The organism is Actinoallomurus oryzae (assembly GCF_039541955.1).
Classification (GTDB): domain Bacteria; phylum Actinomycetota; class Actinomycetes; order Streptosporangiales; family Streptosporangiaceae; genus Actinoallomurus; species Actinoallomurus oryzae.
In genome coordinates this window covers 494,277-512,149 of record NZ_BAABHF010000046.1, presented here as the reverse complement: position 1 = coordinate 512,149, position 17,873 = coordinate 494,277, and the positions used below count along the sequence as shown (strand labels likewise).

Sequence of the window (17,873 nt, the reverse complement as noted above, 5' to 3'; positions counted from 1 at the left end):
TAGTGAAAGTGGTTCCTTCATGCATCAGTCCCTGGACCCTGCCGTCCGTCATGTGATCTCCGAGCTGGATGCGCTCGGTGAGCCCGGCGCCGAGGGCCTCAACGACCTCACGCCGGAACAGGCCCGGTCCTGGTTCGCCGTCCTGCGCGCGATTCTCGGCGGTGATCGAACGGCCCCCGAGGTGGCGTCCGTCCGCGATGAGCGGGTGCTCGACGGTGCACGCGCCGTCCCCATCCGGATCTATGACACCGAAGAGTCGATCATGATGCCGGACCGGGTGGTGCTCTACGTGCACGGAGGAGGCTGGGTCGTCGGTGACCTGGACAGTGCCGATTTCCTGGCACGAAGCGCCGCCCGCCGGCTTCGCGCGCGGGTGGTCTCCGCCGACTACCGGCTCGCACCGGAGAACGCCTTTCCGGCCGCGTACGACGACTGCGCCGCCGTACTCGCCGAACTGGGGAAGAAGCATCCTGACGCCCGGATCGCGGCCATCGGGGACAGCGCCGGAGCGAATCTCGTGGGAGCGCTTGCCGCCGAAAGCCGGCATCGGCACGACATGCGGGTCGACGCCCAGTTGCTCCTCTACCCGGCGTTGGACCCGTCGATGGCGAGCGATTCGATGAGCCGGATGGCGGAGGGCTACATCCTCACCAAGGCCGACATGGCGTACTACTGGTCCTGCTACCTCAGCGATCCCGAGCACGCATCCGACCCTCGGGCCACGCCGGCGGCGCTGACGGATCTCGCCGGGATGCCTCCCACCGTTCTGGTCACGGCGGGTTTCGACCCCCTTCACGACGAAGGAATGGCTTACGCGCGCCGGCTCGTCGAGGCGGACGTCGCGACGACCTATCTGTCGTTCCCGGCTCTCGTGCACGGCTTCGTCGACATGGCCGGCCGGGTCCCTGCCGCTCTCGACGCGCTCAACGACGCTCTCGCCGCACTCGATCTGCACTTCGGGACCTCGGCCCGGAAGCGGCGGCTCGGCCTGGCACCCAGTGAGGACGCCACGGCATGACGCCGATTCCGTTGGGAGCCGGCGATGAGACGACACGGCGGCCGCCGGCCATCGTCGTGATCGGTGAGTCGGTCGTGGACGTGGTCGCCGATCCCGCCGGGACGAGGTCGGTGACGCCTGGTGGATCCTCCCTCAACGTCGCCGTCGCGCTCGGACGGCTCACGGTGCCCGTCCAGTTCGTGACGGCGCTCGGGTCGGACGGCCACGGGGATCAGATCCTCGCTCACCTCCACGACGCGGGCGCGGAGGTCGTGTCGGCGGGGCCGGTCGGAGCCGGCACACCGGTGGCCACCGCGAAGCTGGCGGCCGACGGCTCGGCGGCCTACGACCTGGATTTCACGTGGAACCTGCGCGCGGACGTTCCGGTCGCCGAGGCCGGCCTCCTGCACGCCGGCTCGCTGGCGCTCTTCCTGGAGCCCGGCGCCGGCCGCGTGAGACAGATCCTGACAGCCGCACGACGGCGCGGGGCCGTGGTGAGCATCGACCCGAACATCCGGCCCTCGCTGCTGCCGCCGCGGCAGGAGGTCCGGAGGCTCTTCGAGGACCTCTTCGCGCATGCCGACATCGTGAAGCTCAGCGATGAGGACGCGTCCTGGCTCTACCCCGGCCTCTCCCCCGGGGAACTGGTCGGGAAGCTGCTGGGACTCGGCGTGTCACTCGTCGGGCTGACCGCCGGAGCCGATGGCTCCCTGCTGGCCTCCGGCGGTCGCCGGGTTCGGGTTCCCTCGGCCCCCGCGCGGGTGGTGGACACGATCGGTGCCGGTGACGCCTACACGGCCGGGCTGCTCTACAAGATCCTCGAGCTGGATCTCACGAACACGCTGCGCGGGCCCGGCGGGCTTCCCGACGACACGTTGCGGACCATCGGTGCGTTCGCCGCCCTGACCGCCGGGATCACGGTGACACGGCGCGGGGCGGACCCGCCGCGTCTGTCACAGCTCGGGCCCGCAGTCCCCCACCCCGGCCGGCCGGCCTCAACGGCTCTGGAGACCAGATGAAGCTCACCCCCGCCAACCTGTCCGCCATCGCGGCGCGTGTCCCCGTGCCCGGTTACGGCCGGTCGAAGCTTCGCGCCGGGATCGTCCACCTCGGGGTGGGAGGATTCCACCGCGCGCACCAGGCGATGTATCTCGATGCCCTGTTCCGTGAGTCAGGCGCCGGCGGGTTCGCCATCGTCGGGGTGGGCGTTCGTCCCGAGGACGAGCCGATGCGTGACGCGCTGCGCGGACAGTCCACCCTTTACACGCTGGTGGAGAAGGAGGCGGACCGGCCTCCCCGCCCCCGGGTCATCGGGTCGATGATCGATTACCTGTTCGCGCCGGATGACCCCGAAGCGGTGCTCACGGCCCTCACCGATCCCGCCACCCGGATCGTCTCGTTGACGATCACCGAGGGTGGCTACCACCTGAACCAGAGCACGGGCGAGTTCGAAGCCGATGCGGCCGTGCTCGCCGAAGTGCGCGACGGCGCACGGCCGACCTCGACGTTCGGCTTCCTGACCGAGGCCCTCGCCCGGCGCCGGGCAGCCGGCATCGAGCCGTTCACCATCATGTCGTGCGACAACCTCCCCCAGAACGGCCGGGTCGCGCAGCGGACGCTCAGCGCCTTCGCCGGCCTCAAGGACGAGGGTCTGGGCGAGTGGATCAACCGGGAGGTCAGCTTCCCCGGTTCGATGGTCGACCGCATCACCCCGATCACCTCCGACCTCGACCGGCGGCGGCTCTTTGAGGAGTTCGGCGTCGAGGACTCCTGGCCCGTGGTGTGTGAGCCGTTCTGCCAGTGGGTCGTCGAAGACCGCTTCCCTTCCGGCCGGCCCGCGCTCGAGCGCGTCGGCGTTCAGTTCGTCGATGACGTCGAGCCGTACGAGCTGATGAAGCTTCGCCTCCTCAACGCCGGTCACCAGGCGCTCTGCCACCTCGGCTATCTGGCCGGGTACCGATTCGCGCACGAGGTCTGCCGCGACCCCTCGTTCGTCCGGTTCGTCCGCGCCTACATGGAAGAGGAGGCGACCCCGACGCTCGAGCCGGTGCCCGGCGTCGACCTGCCCGCGTACAAGACGCAGCTCATCGAACGCTTCTCCAACCCGGAGATCAGCGACACCCTGGCCCGGCTGTGCGCCGACGCCTCCGACCGCATCCCCAAGTTCCTCCTGCCCGTCGTCCATGCCCGCCTGGCGGCGGGCGAGGATGTCCGGCGGTCCGCCCTGGTGGTCGCGGGCTGGGCCACGTACGCGCAAGGAGTCGACGAACGGGGCGAGCGGATCGACGTGGTCGACCGGCGTCGAACCGACCTGACGAACCGGGCGGCTCGCCAACGCACCGACCCCCTGGCCTTCCTCGAGGACGAGACGCTGTTCGGCGACCTCCGTCATCAGCCCGCCTTCGTCGAGCCGTACGTCAAGGCCCTCGACAGTCTCCACAGCGTCGGCGCCCGAGCCACCGTCGAGCAGTGGGAGGGCCGCCTGTGACGCCTCAGGAGCGCCGTGCGGCGTTGGCGTAGCGCTCGGCGAGGCGCGCGAACGCGGTGGTCAGCTGCGGCGGGCCGATGACCTCGATGTCGGTGTCGAAGCGGCCGATCGCGGCGGCCAGGCCGGTCCATGACCAGGAGCCGAGAGTGAGCCGGCAGCGGTCGGGGCCGAGTTCTTCGACGATTCCGTCCCGGGCGAAGGGGGCCACGGCCGTGGCGGGGAGGTTGAGGACGACTTCGCCGCGGCAGGGCCAGTCGGTGGTGGTGCCGTCGGTGCCGCGGAAGCGGCCGGTGACGAAGGCGGACACGTCGCCTCCGGGGAGCTCGCGCGGGGTGAAGCGCGGGCCGGTGGGCGTGCGGGGGCGTACGCGGTCGGCGCGGAAGGTGCGCCAGTCGTCGCGGTCGAGGTCCCAGGCGATGAGGTACCAGCGGCCCTGCCAGGTGACCAGGTGGTGGGGCTGCGTTCTGCGAGGTCGCTCAGCGGCGGGGTGTCCCTGGTCGTAGTCGAAGCGAAGCTCCACACGGGCGTGGATGGCGTTGCTCAGGTCCATGAGCAGCCGCGTATCGCCCGGTGAGGCGTTGTCGTTCGGTGAGGCGTTGTCGTTCGCCGGTGGCTGGACGGCGGTGATCCGCAGCAGGTCGATGCGGTGACGCAGACGGGGCGGCATGACCTGCCGGACGGTGGACAGGGCCCGGGTGGCGTCTTCGCCGATCGTGGTGTCGGTGGCCGCGGTCTGGAGTGCGACGGCCAGGGCGACGGCCTGGCCGTCGTCGAACAGCAGTGGGGGCAGCTGAGAGCCGGCGTCCAGCCGATAACCGCCGGAGGGCCCCTTGAAAGCCGTGATCGGGTATCCGAGTTCCCGCAGGCGATCGACGTCGCGGCGTACGGTCCGCGGGGTGACGTCGAGCCGCTCGGCGAGCTCCTCACCGGACCGGTCACGACGCGTCTGAAGCAGCGAGAGCAGCGCGAGCAGCCGCGAGGACGTTTTCTGCACGCTCACCATTCTGCGTCGGTACAGGACACGACCTGTCCGCTACTCCTGCGATGGTGGCCACCAGAGCCACCGAGGGGCATCGCCCCCGGCGACGGGTCGCCGCGCCCGTGGGCTCTGTCGTGGCAGCGGCACACGTCCGTCGAACACAAGAGCCAGGAGCAGAGACATGTCCGTCACCACCACCACCCACCTGAACTTCCGGGGTGCCGCGCGTGACGCGCTGGACTTCTACCGGTCCGTCTTCGGCGGACGCGTCGTCGCCGTCACGTACAAGGACGCCGGCGACGTGCGGAACGAGAACGAGGCGGACTGGGTGATGTGGGGTGAGGTCGCCGGCGACGACGGTTTCCACGTCATGGCGTACGACGTGCCCTCCCACCTGCCCTGGAACCAGGGGGAGAACCCGTTCTTCGTCTCCGTGCGCGGCGATGACGCCGACGAGATCAGCGCGCTGTGGCACAGGCTGGCGGAGGGATCGACGGTGGTACGCCCCCTGGACGCGGCGCAGTGGGCACCTCTGTACGGCATGCTCACCGACCGCTTCGGCGTGACCTGGGTCCTCGACGTCGCATGATCCACCAGGCGATGGACGAGCAGCCATGACCGTCCTCGGCGCAGGCGCCCTCAACCGCGCGACCCTCGCCCGCCAGTACCTGCTCGAGCGCGCGGACGCGCCGGTCCGCGACGCCGTGGCGCACCTGTGCGGCATGCAGGCGCAAGAACCGCAGGAACCCTTCATCGGCCTGTGGTCCAGGCTGCGCGCCTTCAAGCCCGAGGAGCTGGACGGGGCGCTGACGGACCGTACGGTCGTCCGCACGCACCTGATGCGCCGCACCGTCCACCTGGTCACCGCCGACGACGCACTGGCCTGGCGGGCCCGCCACGACGCCATGCTGCGTCAGCGGGTCACGGCCACCTACCGGCGCGAACTCGCCGGAATCGACCTGGAGGAGGTCGCCGCGGCCGGCCGGGCGGTCATGGCCGACCACCGGCCGCGCACCATGGCCGACCTCGTCCAGGCACTCGGAGACCGCTGGCCCGGGCCGCCACGCCGTGCCCTGGGCGAGCTCCTCGTCGCGGCCCTCATCCCGATGGCCCAGCTCCCGCCGCGCGGGTTGTGGCACACGAAGGCCGGCGTACGGAATCTGCCCCTGGCCGGCTGGATCGGGCGTGAGATCGCCCCGCTCTCCGCCGAGGCGGACGATCCGGTCGGGCAGCGACTGGTGCGGCGCTACCTCGCCGCCTACGGGCCCGCGGCGACCGCCGACGTCCGCGCCTGGTGCGGTCTCGCCGGCCTTCCCGCCGCCGTCACGGCCATCCGCGAGCAGCTCGTCACCTTCCGCGACGAACGCGGACGCGAACTCCTCGACCTGCCCGACGCACCGCGCCCGTCCCCGGACACACCCGCCCCGGTCCGGTTCCTCCCAGCCTTCGACAACGCGATCCTCGGCCACCACGACCGCGGCCGCATCATCGACGACGCCCACCGCGGTCTGTCCGTCGCGGGCGAACGCGTCGTGCTCGTCGACGGCCGCGTCGCCGCCACCTGGGCCGTGCGCGACCAGCGGCTTCACGTCACGCCGCTGCGGCTCCTCACCGCCGCGGAGCGAGAAGCCGTCGGCGAAGAAGCCCACGACCTCGCCGTCTTCCTGGACGAGGGCATCGCGCACGTGGAGATCGGCCACCCATGCCGGCCGTCAGGGTGAGGTGCCCGCCGTCACGGCGGCGTGCCGGAGTCGGAGGCCGCGGCGACCAGCGCGGCGTTGTAACCGGCCTGGAACCGCCGCTCATGGCCGCTCGCAGGTCGGCGCCCTCACCGGGTCTGAGCGTGAGGACCGGCACGGGGGTGGGGCGGTTCAGCACCGCGGCCGACGCCGCCGGTGACACGGTGGCCCAGACCGTGTACGACGCCTACGGCCTGAAGCACTCCGGAGGCCGGTGACCGCGGGCGGCGCGTGGGTGCCTCTTCCCTTGCCCGTACCGGCGTGAGGGGAGTGGCACCCGCGCCGCGCTCGGCGATTCATTGGGCGCTGAACCTGCGGTCCCGGTTGTGATCCGGGTTCGTGTCGAAGAAGCCGAAAAATTTTCGGCAACCGGGAGATGCAGCGAGCGGTGACGCGTCCGGACGGCCTCGAACGCCTCCTGCGCTGGCTGGCGCGGCGCGTGTCGGGCCCCGCGGTCCTGCTCGACCGGGCCGGCGTGCCGCGGCACGCGTTCCCCGGGCTCCCCGAGGACGTCATCGAGCAGGCCTCGGCCGACGTCGAGCGCGTGGTGAACGGCGAGGCCCGCGCCGCCGCCGCGGACATCGGTACCGGGGTGGTCCACATCCAGGCGATCGGCGAGCGGACACGGGACGCGGTGCTCGTCGTCGCGCGGCCCGAGCCGTTCTCCTCGGCGACACGGGCCGTGATCGGCGACGCGTCGCGGCTGCTCGCGCTGCGCTGGCGCGCCGAGGACCTCGGCCGCCGCCGGCACGCGCTCGACGAGGCGGAGGCGCACGCCAGGGAGGCGGTGCTCCATCTGCTCCTGGTCGGTGAGCTGCAGGCCGCCCGCCGTGTCGCCGAGACCATGGGACCGAGCCTCGCCGACGAGATCCGCGTCTATGTGGTGGAAGGCCCGCCGGAGCGCAGGGACGAGTCGGCCGCCCAGTGCGACCGGGCGTCCGGCGGCCGGGCGTGGGTCGTACGGTGTCCCATCTACACCGGGCACGTCATCGCGCTCGCCCCGGCCCCGGAGCCGGCCGGCGTCATGGAGGGGATGCTGCGACGCTACGCCGCCCGGTCGAGCGGCGTGGCCGTCGGTCGCGGCGACACCGTCCCGCTGCCGGAGATGGCGTCGGGGTACGGGCAGGCGTTCCATGCCCTCGCGGTCGCACGCGGGAACGCCGAGCACTACGCGGTGTTCAGCCCGAGAGGCGACCTGGCCGCGCTGATCCGGCCCCGTGGCCATGCGTGGGCGCGGGGCGAGCTCGCACCGCTTCACGACTACCGGCCCAGCCGCGTCCAGGATCCCGACGCGGCGGAGCTGACCGCCACCCTCGGGTCGTGGCTCGACTTCTACGGCGGCGCGGCGCGGCAGCTGAAGATTCACCGCAACACCCTGGCGGCCCGGCTCCGCCGCATCGAAGAGCTCCTCGGCCGCGACCTGGACGACCTCGAAACACAGGCGAGGCTCCATCTCGCGCTGCGCGTGCTCGACGGCCGGGGACGGATCGGTGTCGCGGCGCCCCTCGAGACGATCCTCCGAACCCCGGACGTACGGCACTGGGCCGAGATGCAGCTGTCTCCGCTGGCTTCGCGGCCCCTCCTGGAGACGTTGCGCGTGTGGCTGGGCGACGACGCGCGCCTGGAGGCGACCGCCGCGGCACTCGGCATCTCGGCACCCGGCGCGCGAAAGCGCCTGACCCGCATCGAGGGACTGGTCGGACGGTCACTGCTGAACGGCCCGTCGGCACGCTATGACCTGTGGTTCGCCCTGAAAGTGCATGACTCCTGACCCCGAGGCCGCTCGGCGTGGTCGCGGCGTTCGTACGAGATCGCTCAGGCCTGGCGCAGCGCGGCGGCGGCCGAGCGGGCGAGGCCGGTCGTGATCGAGCAGAGGCGTGTGGTGGACGGAGCGCCCTGGACCACGAGGTAGAGCAGCTCGGCGGTCTGGTCGCCGCTCCGGTCGATGTACGTCCGGTAGACGGCCTGGGCCACGCACGTGTCGTCACCGTCGCCGCGTGGCTGGACGAACGCGCGGTAGCCGCTGAGCCGGATCAGGCGGCCGTCGTCGGAGGTGAGGGGCTGGTTCCGGTCGAAACGCAGGTTCACCTGGATGTCCTCACTGGTGCTGGACCACCTGCAGTCCCATCCGGCGAACCCGGCGTCGACCTTTCGCGCGTCGATCCCCGGGACGGCCTTGAGCGCGCCGGCGTCCAGCAGCGCGCAGGCGTCGTGGTGTGCCAGCGAGCCGGCCGGCAGGGGCGGGGAGCGCCGTGCGAGCCGCCCCTTGCCGAGGGCCTTGGCGGCGCTGAGCGTGGCCACGTCGGCCACCTCGCACAGGGGCGCCGATCCCTTCCCGTTCCGCTTCGCGGTGACCGTGACGTTGGTGTCGCCGTCGGGCGGCGACAGCAGAAGGGTCCGGCTGCACTCGTCGCCGTCGAGCCGGTCCGCGATGACGGCGATGCCCTCGACGGTCTTCGCCCCGGTGGTCTGGTCCGGTCCGGGCTCGCTGTCGAGGTCGACCTCCACGTCCACGACGTTCTCCCCGCCCGTGTGGATGAGCACGTCGCAGCGGTTGAAGTTGCCGTAGTCGTCGTCGACCTCCGTACGGCCGTATCTCCCGAGCGGGGCCGGGTCGGTCAGGGCGCACGGGTCGGCCGTGCGTGGTTCGCCGATGACGGACCCGCCCGGTGGCGTCGCCGGCGGGCGGTTCGCGCCCACGTGGTGGTCGTGCCCCGTCATCAGCGGCGTGAGCGCGAGCCCGGCCACCAGCGCCACGGCGACCGCGACCCCGGCGATGCGCCGCGGACGGCGCTTGACGAACGTCGTCACCTCTCGCCAGAGCGCCGGCCTGCCGCCGTACGACTCGGGCCCCGGCTCCGGCGGCCGGGTCTCCAGGCCGGTCAGCGTCGGAATCGCGTGGAGCGGGAGTTCGGGTGCCGCCGTGCCCGCGACCGCCAGCAAGGACCTGTGCGCCTCGGCGGCGTCCGGGCGATCCGCCGGGGCGGGCCGGAGCATCGCCGCCAGGACCTCGCGCACCGGCCCGGCGTCGGCCACCGTCTCGAGGTGGCCGAGGTCCGCGGCACCGGAGACGCCACCGCGAACGGGCTCACCGGTGATCAGCGCGGCGATCGTGACACCGAGCGAGAACACGTCCGACGCCGGCTCGGGCCGTCCTCGGATGACCTCGGGGGCGGCGTACGCGGGCGTGTGGCTGATGGCGCCGTTCGGCGTCACCGTCTTGCGGCCGTCGATCCGGTAGGCGGCACCGAAGTCGGTCAGCTTCGCCGTGCCCTTCGCGGTGACGACGATGTTGCCCGGTTTCACGTCACAGTGCACGATGCCCTCGGCGTGCAGCGCGGCCAGCGCCTCCGCGATCTGCGCGCCGATGTGCGCCGCCGACTCCGGCGAGATCCTCGGCCACCGATCCAGGCTCCCGCCGGGGACGTACTCCAGCACGAGCCACGAGGCGAGGCGCGTTCGCGTTCTCACGCGGACGGCGTCGTACAAGGTCACCACGTGCGGATGGCTGAACCGCGCCAGCGCGCGGGCCTCGGCCCTCAGCCGGTCGAACGCGGGCGCGCTGTCGTCGCCGAGCAGGGCGCGTTTGAGCACCACGGGCCGGCCCAGCTCCTCGTCGTGGGCCAGCCAGATCTCGCCCGCTCCTCCTCGGACGGGTCCCTCGGTGAGCCGGTACCGTCCCGCGACCTGCGCTCCCAAGCGCACCGTGTTCCACCTCCGCGGCGACGCCCACTGCTCTGCGGCCGAACCCAACCTACTGGGTGAGCTCCCGGACACACAGGGCATCGGTGATGTCCGGGACGTCCCGGCGTCGTTGTGGCGCGGTACAGACCCCGGCGGGAGCGGGAGCGGGAGCGGCCCGGCCCGCGCCCGCGAGCGGTCCGTCCGTCAGGGCAGGACGACGATGCGTCCTCGCGGCCGTTGCGGTCCCCTCGTCTCCTGGAGACGGTGCGCGTCGGCCGCCCTGGTCAGCGGAAGCGTCGTCCCGATGCGGGCGTGCAGGCGGTCCGCCGCGAGCAGGGCGTTGATCGTGGCGGCGGCGGACCGGAGATCGGCCACCGACGCCTTGCTGATGACGAAGCCGTGAACGCTCACGTCCCGGGTGTAGATCTCGCCCACGGGCAGGATCGGCCGGCTGCCGGGCCCGGACATGACGATGATCCGCGCTCCGTCGGCCAGCACCGGCAGTGCGGCCTCGATGTCGTTCCTTCCGGTGTTGTCCCAGAAGATCGCCGCCCCTTCCGGCACCGCCTCCCCGACCCGGTCCATGGCCTGCGGATCGTGGTGGTCGATCACGGTGTGCGCGCCGAGCGAGCGGCACCATTCGGCGTCGCGTCCGGACGCCGTCGCGACGACCTTCGCGCCCGCGAACGACGCGAGCTGGACGAGGGCGCTGCCGACACCGCCCGCCGCTCCGGTCACGACCACCGTCTCACCCGCGCGGAGTCGCGCCTCGCGGAACAGGCCGATGTGCGCGGTCGCGGCGGTGTGCAGCACCGCCACCGCGGCGCCGGGGTCGGCCGCGTCCGGCAGCCGGTAGAGCCGCTCGACCGGGACCAGGGCGTACCGGGCGAACGAGCCCTGCCGGCCGGCGTGTCCGAGGCTGTTGCACCACACGCGGTCCCCCGCGCGGAACTCCGCGACCCCGGCCCCGCGGGCGGCGACGGTGCCGACCAGGTCGCGGCCGATGACGAACGGGAACGGCGTGTGCGTGCGGTAGGAGCCCGACCGGACGAACGCGTCGACGTGGTTCACCGCCAGGGCCTCGGTGCGGACGATCACATCCGTGGGTCCGGGCTCGGGGACCGGCAGTTCGCCGACCCGGATCGCGTCCGGGGAGCCGTGGCCGGTGATGTAGGCGGCCGTCGTGACCGTGGGAACGTCACCCATACGCCCTCCTTGATGGCCGATATCGACCCAGGTGGCCGGATCGCCGAACCGAACATCCCCGCCGAGCGCCGCCGTGAACGCGGCGCCCGGTCCCGCCGGAGGGCGGAACCGGGCGCCCGGCGCTTCTCAGCGGGCGGGCCGGAACCGGCGGAGCCGCAGGCTGTTGCTGACGACGAACACGCTGGAGAACGCCATCGCGGCGCCGGCGAGCATGGGGTTGAGCAGGCCGGCGGCGGCCAGCGGCAGGGCGGCGACGTTGTAGGCGAAGGCCCAGAACAGGTTGCCCTTGATGGTGCCGAGCGTACGGCGCGACAGGCGGATCGCGTCGGCGGCGGCGCGCAGGTCGCCGCGGACGAGGGTCAGGTCGGCGGCCTCGATCGCAACGTCGGTGCCGGTGCCCATGGCCAGCCCCAGGTCGGCCTGGGCGAGGGCGGCGGCGTCGTTGACGCCGTCGCCGACCATCGCCACCGTCCGGCCCTCGGCCTGCAGGCGCTTGATGACGTCGACCTTGTCGGCGGGCAGGACCTCGGCGATGACCTCGTCGATGCCGGCCTCGGCCGCGATCGCCCGGGCGACCGTCTCGTTGTCGCCGGTGAGCAGGACCGGCCGTAGTCCCAGGGACCTCATCCGGGTGATCGCCTCGGCGCTGGTGTCCTTGATCGTGTCCGCCACGACCAGGACCGCGCGCGCCTCGCCGTCCCAGCCGACGGCGACGGCCGTCCGGCCGCCGGCTTCGGCGGCCTCTCTGGCGCGCTCCAGCTCGGCGGGCAGGTGCTGGGACCACTCGGCCAGCAGGCGCGTACGGCCGGCCAGGACCGCGTGCCCGTCGACGACGCCTTGGACGCCGAGACCCTCGATGTTCGCGAAGTCCTCCACGGCCGGCAGGCCGCCGACCCGCTCGACGGCGCCCTTGGCGATGGCCTGGGCGATCGGGTGCTCGGAGGAGTCCTCCAGCGCCCCGGCGAGTCGCAGCACCTCGTCGGCGTCCTGGCCCTCGGCGGTGACGACGTCGGTCAGGGTCATCCTGCCGGTGGTGACGGTGCCGGTCTTGTCCAGCACGATCGTGTCGATCCTGCGGGTGGACTCCAGGATCTGCGGGCCCTTGATGAGGATGCCGAGCTGGGCGCCACGGCCCGTACCGACCAGGAGGGCGGTGGGCGTGGCCAGGCCGAGGGCGCACGGGCAGGCGATGATGAGCACCGCGACGGCCGCGGTGAACGCCGCTGTGGCGCTGCCTCCGGTACCGAGCCAGAACCCGAGCGTGGCCACCGCCAGGGTGATCACGATCGGCACGAAGATCCCGGAGATCCGGTCGGCGAGGCGCTGCACCTGTGCCTTGCCGCTCTGGGCCTCCTCCACCAGCTTGGCCATCTGCGCGAGCTGGGTGTCCGCGCCGACCTTGGTCGCCTCGACGACCAGGCGGCCGCCCGCGTTGACGGTGGCGCCGACGACGGTGTCGCCGACCCCGACCTCGACGGGCACGGACTCCCCGGTGAGCATGCTCAGGTCGACCGCCGAGCCGCCCTCGACCACGACGCCGTCCGTGGCGATCTTCTCGCCGGGCCGTACGACGAAGCGGTCGCCGGTCCTGAGCCGCTCGACGGGGATGCGTTCTTCGCGGCCGTCGCGCAGCACGGCGACGTCCTTGGCGCCCATCTCCAGCAGCGCCCGCAGCGCGGCCCCGGCGCGCCGCTTGGAGCGGGCCTCGAAGTAGCGGCCGGCCAGGATGAACACCGTCACCCCGGCGGCGACCTCCAGGTAGATGTTGCCCGCGCCGGAGGCGCGCTCGACGGTGAGGCTGAACGGGTGCCGCATGCCCGGCTTGCCGGCGGTGCCGAAGAACAGCGCGTACAGCGACCAGCCGAACGCCGCGACCGTGCCCAGCGACACCAGCGTGTCCATGGTCGCCGCGCCGAGCCTGAAGTTCTTGACCGCGGCGCGGTGGAACGGCCACGCGCCCCAGACCAGCACCGGCGCGGCCAGCGTCAGCGACGCCCACTGCCAGTACGTGAACTGCAGCGCCGGGACCATCGCCAGCGCGATCACGGGGACGGCCAGCACGGCGCTGACCAGGAGCCGGTCGCGCAGGGCGCGCACCGGGGCGTCCTCGGCCTCCGACGCCGTCTCCTTCTGATCCGGCTCGGCCGGGGCGGGGAGCGCGGCGGTGTATCCGGCCTTCTCCACCTGGGCGATCAGGTCCTGTGGGGAGACGCCGGGCCCGAAGTCGACGCTGGCCTTCTCGGTGGCGTAGTTGACGGTCGCGGTGACACCCTCGAGCCTGTTGAGGCGTTTCTCGACGCGGTTCGCGCACGACGCGCAGGTCATGCCCCCGATCACCAGCTCGACGCGATCGAGTGTCGTGCCCGTGGTGCTCACTGGTGCACCCTCCCTGATCTAGTGACGGGTGGCGGCGTCGGCCGTCACGGTGAACTCGGCGGTGTGGACCACGCCGTCGTGCTGAAAGTCCAGGTAGAGACGGTAGGTGCCCGCCGACGGCGCCTCGGCGTGGAAGGTGACCGTCGGACCCGGCTTCGTCCTGCCGTCGCCCGGCTCGCCGTCCGGGTGGACGTGCAGGTAGGCCAGGTCACCTTGGCGCAGCGCCACCAGGTGCCCGTACGCGGCGAGATAGGGCTGCAGGTCGGTGATCGGCCGGCCGCCCCGCGAGACCGTGAGGTCGAGCCGGCTCGCCCGCCCGGCCGTCAGTGTCCCCTTGAGGGTGACGGTGTAGCCGTCGACCGAGGCGGTCGTGGCCGGGGCGGGCAGCGGCCGGGGCGTGACCTCGCCCGGCACCTCGGCGTCGATGCCGAGCGTCAGCGGGCCGGCGCCGGTGGGCTTGAAGTCGGCGAACGCCCGGTAGGTGCCCGGTCCGCCGAAGGGCGCGGCGACCCGCCAGGTGCCGTCGGCGTCCATGGTGGGGTGCACGTGCCGGAAGCCGGACAGGTCGCGGCGGACGACGATGAGATGCATCCGCTTGTCATGCTCGGTGTCGAACGCCGTAACCGCCCGCCCGTCCGGGCCGATGATCCGGAACGCGAACCCCCCGGTCGGCGCGGAGGCCGTGGTGAGGGTGTAGCCGTGGTCGGAGACGAGCAGCCCCCCGGGCATCGCCGCGTTCGCCATGTCGTGGTGCTCAATGCCGTCGCTCATTCCGTTCATTCCGCCGTGGGAGGCGTTCGGTCGGTCCGCGGCTCCGACGGGACCGGCCAGGCGGCCGGCCCCGAGCGCCGCGCCGAACACCGCCGCCAGCCCGATCGTGAAGAAGCCGAGCCTGGCCGGTGTGTTCATCGCTGCCTTCCTCTTCTGCTTCGGGCCCTGCTCCGGAACGGTCCGGAGCAGGGCCGGGTCAGGAACCGGCGATTTCGTAGCCGGCCTCGTCCACCGCATCGCGTACCGCCTGCTCGTCGAGGGGGGCCGTGCTGGCGACGGTGACCATCCCGGAGGCCAGGTCGACCTTGACGTCGGTGACACCGTCAAGGGCCCCGACCTCGGCGGTGACGGCCGACACGCAGTGGCCGCACGTCATGCCCTTGACCTTGTACTGAGTGGTGGTCATCTGTTCTTCTCCTTCGGCGACGTCCGTCGTGGCCGGTCCCTCCCGGCCGATTCCTAAGGTACCCATACCGGGTATATGGATAGCAGGGAGACCCGATACGACCCGGCCGCCGTACGGCGAGGGTTGCGTGCCGTACTGGAGCCGAGGTCGTTCTCGGATACCCCGGGGGGGTAGGTCGTGATGACCATAACATACCCTATGGGGGTTTACTAGAGACAGCTTCGTCCGAGTACGAGAACGCCCGTACGGGCGGCATGCGGTCCGCGCCCGCGGCCACGGCGCGGCCGATGATCGGCTACTGGGTGGAAATGACAGAGCGGCCGGCCGCGCGGTGCGAGCGGCCGGCCACCCCTTGGCGGCTACGAGGCGAACGCCCTGGCCACGGCCTGGAAGACGTGGGTGGGAAGGTCGGGGTCGTAGACGTTCATCTCCGGGATGAGGTTGCCGAAGCTGGACTCGGTCCGCCAGCTGCCCGGCTTTTCGAACCCGGGGTCGGTGACGTCGAACCCGGAGGCCTGGACCGTGTCGAACGCGGTCAGCGACCGGTAGTTCGCCGCCTGGTCCTCATACAGCCGGAACGTCAGGGTCGCCTGCTTCTTGCCGCGCAGGTAGCTCGGGTCGATCTCGATCGGGCCCTCGTTCTGCATCCACCGGAACTCGTGGTTGCCCCCGGACATGTCGGTCGCGAGGTCGGAGGACCATACGACGTGCCCGTCGACGAGCACCTGCATGAGCCGCCCGGCCGTCGGCGTGCTGTAGAAGCGGTTGTAGCGCCAGAGCGAGATGGTGTAGCGCGGCGCGTCGGGGTCGACGCGCACGGTCTGGGACGCCGACTCGTAGGCGCCGGCCGGAGTCGAGCCGCCGTAGTTCTGAAACACCAGGCTGCCGCGCCCGTACATGGCGAGCACGTCGGAGCTCACGGCCGGAGCCCCCAGGTGCGGCGTGCCGTAGGAGGCGATGCCCTCGATGCGGCCCTGGCGGGCGTAGCCGAGCCCGACGTCGAGGGCCCGCTTCACGTAGTCGGGGGTCGGCTCGTCGAAGGTGCTGTACCGGCCCGTGTAAACCATCAGCACCACCTTGGTGTGGTACTTGTCCGCGTGCGGCAGGATCGTGTCCAGCTCGGGGCCGAGCGTCGAGGTGACCTGGGTGTTGTAGTACGGGTAGTCGCGGAACGGGAAGATGATGCCGCGGATGTACGGCGCGTACTTCTCATAGAACGCGTCGCTGATCGCCGTGGGGTAGTAGGCGGTGGTGTACAGCCCGAGCTTGGGGTTGATGCCGTCGGTGATCTGCTTGATCTGCTGCATGTACTCCGGCGTGAACTTCTGCGAGTTCTGCCCGTTCGTGAAGTCGTCGATGGCCCAGCCGGTGAGGTTGGGGTAACGGGTCGAGAGCTGGGCGACGTTGCGGGCCCAGGTCAGGTAGTCCGTCTCGTACGGCTCTGAGCACCAACTCTTGCACTCGGACGGCGGGACGAGGTACGCCCACACGTTGATGCCGGCCCGCTTCGCGGCGGCCATGAACTCGCCGCTCAGGTCCTGCCAGTCGGCCGGCGAGTGCCAGATGAGGAACAGGAACGTGTTGACGTGGAGCTTCTTCAGTTGGTTGATCGTCGCCGGGGTGTCGACGTGGTAGTAGCCGTCGGCCCGCGGCCGCTTCTCCCGGATCTCCGTGTCGATGGTGTTGCCGCCGGGGTAGCTCGCCAGGACGGTTCCCTCGGGGAGGGTACTCGCCGCGGTCCGCCGGCCGGCGTCGGCGGCGTTCGCCCGGGGCGTCGTGCCGCCCCAGGTGAAGCCCACCAGCATCACGGCCGCGACGAACGCGGCGACGGTCGTCACCCAGAACTTTCGCGACATGCGGTTCCCTTCTCGTGCGGTGACGGGACAGGCGCGCGGGCCGCTCCCCCGACCAGCGGATCCGCGTCGCGTACAGGGGGTGCGATCAGAGGCCGCTCGCCAGGGCGACGGCGGCCTCGGCCAGCGACTCGGCGGCGCCGGGCGCGAACGGGGCCGGCATGCCGTAGTAGCGGTGTGCGTCCTCCACCTCGTATCCGCCGTGGTCGTACTCGGTGGCGGGCGGCAGGTAGCCGGGGCAGCCGTCGCTGTAGCCGATGACGATGACGTCTCCACGCAGCCGGCCGGCGATGTCGCGGGCGGTCACCGAGAACGGCTCGCCCGGCAGCGCCACCAGGCGCAGGCTCCCCCACCGCAGCGCGGTGACCCGGCCGGTCCAGGACGTCCGCGTCCGCGGAGCGACGTCGCGTGCCCACGTGAGCCAGGCGCGCAGCAGCTCGCGCCGGTCCGCGCCGGCTCGCGGCAGCTCCCGCTCCCACTCCGTGACCAGGGCCGCCGTCTCGGCCGGATCCGCCGACCGCAGGGGCAGGCGGACCCGCTCCGACGCACCGCCCGTTCCGCTGCCGGCGTCACGCGTCGGTACGGCGAGTGCCGCGCCGGCGATCCGCCGGCCGATCCGCTCGGCCGCCGCGAACGTGCGCTCCGCCGAGGCGCCGGCCGACATGGACGCGTACGGGCTGTGCCCGGTGTTGAGCTCGCCGCAGCACCCGGTGAGGAACAGGCACACCGAGTTCGGCTCGGCCTCCTCCACCGCCGTGCGCACCACGCCCGGGTAGTCCGCCGTCCAGTGCCGGTTGTCCGCGCCGAGCACGACCGGATGGCAGCCGTAACCGACGACGGACGCGGCGCAGGTCCCGTCCGCCCGCCGGAACCGGACGACGCCCAGCGGGGCGTGCACCGGGCCGTCGGCGCGCCGCCGGTTGCGCGCGATCCCCGGGTCGGGCCCGGCTCCCACCTCGATCGACGCGGGTTCGCGCGCCGCGCGGGCGGCGTGCGCGGCGGCCACACACGTCGCGTGCAGCCGCGCGGCGTAGGCGGCGTCCACCGGCCCGCCGAGCCGGCCGGGCATGGTGGCCGGCCCGCCGTGCGTGTGCGTCGCCGCGACCACCACGGACGCGCAGTCGGCCAGCTCGGCGCGGACCCGGTCGCAGAAGTCCTCGTGCAGCCCGCAGGCGTCGACCGTGATCAGCACACTGTCGTCCACGGCGAGCGCGCGCACGGTGAGCGGATCGTGCGCGCCGACCGCCGGTCCGGTGCGGGCCGCGAACCCCGACATGGCCAGGCCGGTCGGCGGCGTGCAGTCGCGGACCGCGACACCGACCATCGCGCTCACGGGCCCTCCTTCGTCGGGGGAGAGACCATGCGCACCTGTCT

General features: G+C 72.3%; 14 protein-coding genes. 6 read left to right on the top strand and 8 right to left on the bottom strand.

Annotated features, from left to right (window positions below):
- Positions 1-19: 19 nt before the first annotated feature.
- From ABEA10_RS38730 to ABEA10_RS38720, 3 genes are read left to right on the top strand one after another with little or no spacing between them, the layout of a single operon-like run.
- On the top strand, positions 20-1,018 hold the full coding sequence (locus ABEA10_RS38730) for an alpha/beta hydrolase (RefSeq protein ID WP_345472646.1): 999 nt from the start codon (positions 20-22) through the stop codon (positions 1,016-1,018).
- Positions 1,015-2,016, top strand: a complete 1,002-nt coding sequence (locus ABEA10_RS38725) for a carbohydrate kinase family protein (RefSeq protein ID WP_345472643.1) — start codon at positions 1,015-1,017, stop codon at positions 2,014-2,016. Before ABEA10_RS38730 ends, ABEA10_RS38725 begins: the two co-directional genes overlap by 4 nt.
- Entirely contained in the window at positions 2,013-3,485 is a 1,473-nt protein-coding gene (locus tag ABEA10_RS38720) for a mannitol dehydrogenase family protein (RefSeq protein WP_345472642.1), read from the top strand. Before ABEA10_RS38725 ends, ABEA10_RS38720 begins: the two co-directional genes overlap by 4 nt.
- Positions 3,486-3,489: 4 nt before the next feature.
- On the opposite strand, the gene ABEA10_RS38715 is transcribed toward ABEA10_RS38720, so the two are convergent.
- Positions 3,490-4,488 (bottom strand): helix-turn-helix transcriptional regulator, encoded by a 999-nt coding sequence (locus tag ABEA10_RS38715; protein ID WP_425551016.1) that lies wholly within the window; start codon positions 4,486-4,488, stop codon positions 3,490-3,492.
- A 157-nt stretch (positions 4,489-4,645) separates the two neighbouring features.
- On the opposite strand from ABEA10_RS38715, the gene ABEA10_RS38710 reads away from it, so the two are divergent.
- The 3 genes from ABEA10_RS38710 (at position 4,646) to ABEA10_RS38700 (ending at position 7,974) form a co-directional block, all read left to right on the top strand.
- Positions 4,646-5,053 carry a VOC family protein gene (locus tag ABEA10_RS38710; protein WP_345472638.1) on the top strand — a complete coding sequence of 136 codons (408 nt, stop codon included), beginning with the start codon at positions 4,646-4,648 and terminating at the stop codon, positions 5,051-5,053.
- Between the two features lie 25 nt (positions 5,054-5,078).
- A complete protein-coding gene (locus ABEA10_RS38705; protein WP_345472636.1) occupies positions 5,079-6,185 on the top strand; it encodes a winged helix DNA-binding domain-containing protein in 1,107 nt (368 codons plus the stop codon).
- Positions 6,186-6,591: 406 nt separating this feature from the next.
- Complete coding sequence (locus ABEA10_RS38700; RefSeq protein WP_345472634.1) at positions 6,592-7,974, top strand: helix-turn-helix domain-containing protein; 1,383 nt, start codon at positions 6,592-6,594, stop codon at positions 7,972-7,974.
- Between the two features lie 44 nt (positions 7,975-8,018).
- On the opposite strand, the gene ABEA10_RS38695 is transcribed toward ABEA10_RS38700, so the two are convergent.
- The 7 genes from ABEA10_RS38695 to ABEA10_RS38665 all read right to left on the bottom strand — a co-directional run bounded on the left by ABEA10_RS38695 (position 8,019) and on the right by ABEA10_RS38665 (position 17,832).
- Positions 8,019-9,908, bottom strand: a complete 1,890-nt coding sequence (locus tag ABEA10_RS38695) for a serine/threonine-protein kinase (protein WP_345472632.1) — start codon at positions 9,906-9,908, stop codon at positions 8,019-8,021.
- 183 nt (positions 9,909-10,091) lie between these two features.
- Complete coding sequence (locus ABEA10_RS38690) at positions 10,092-11,093, bottom strand: NADPH:quinone reductase (RefSeq protein ID WP_345472630.1); 1,002 nt, start codon at positions 11,091-11,093, stop codon at positions 10,092-10,094.
- 126 nt (positions 11,094-11,219) lie between these two features.
- Positions 11,220-13,418 carry a heavy metal translocating P-type ATPase gene (locus ABEA10_RS38685; protein ID WP_345472847.1) on the bottom strand — a complete coding sequence of 733 codons (2,199 nt, stop codon included), beginning with the start codon at positions 13,416-13,418 and terminating at the stop codon, positions 11,220-11,222.
- A gap of 69 nt (positions 13,419-13,487) precedes the next feature.
- Positions 13,488-14,378 carry a hypothetical protein gene (locus ABEA10_RS38680; RefSeq protein ID WP_345472628.1) on the bottom strand — a complete coding sequence of 297 codons (891 nt, stop codon included), beginning with the start codon at positions 14,376-14,378 and terminating at the stop codon, positions 13,488-13,490.
- Between the two features lie 58 nt (positions 14,379-14,436).
- Positions 14,437-14,646: a heavy-metal-associated domain-containing protein gene (locus ABEA10_RS38675; protein ID WP_329244704.1), complete on the bottom strand. Its 210-nt coding sequence runs from the start codon at positions 14,644-14,646 to the stop codon at positions 14,437-14,439.
- Positions 14,647-15,005: 359 nt separating this feature from the next.
- Positions 15,006-16,502, bottom strand: a complete 1,497-nt coding sequence (locus ABEA10_RS38670; RefSeq protein WP_345472625.1) for a hypothetical protein — start codon at positions 16,500-16,502, stop codon at positions 15,006-15,008.
- Between the two features lie 85 nt (positions 16,503-16,587).
- Entirely contained in the window at positions 16,588-17,832 is a 1,245-nt protein-coding gene (locus tag ABEA10_RS38665) for a hypothetical protein (RefSeq protein WP_345472623.1), read from the bottom strand.
- Between the last annotated feature and the right edge of the window lie 41 nt (positions 17,833-17,873).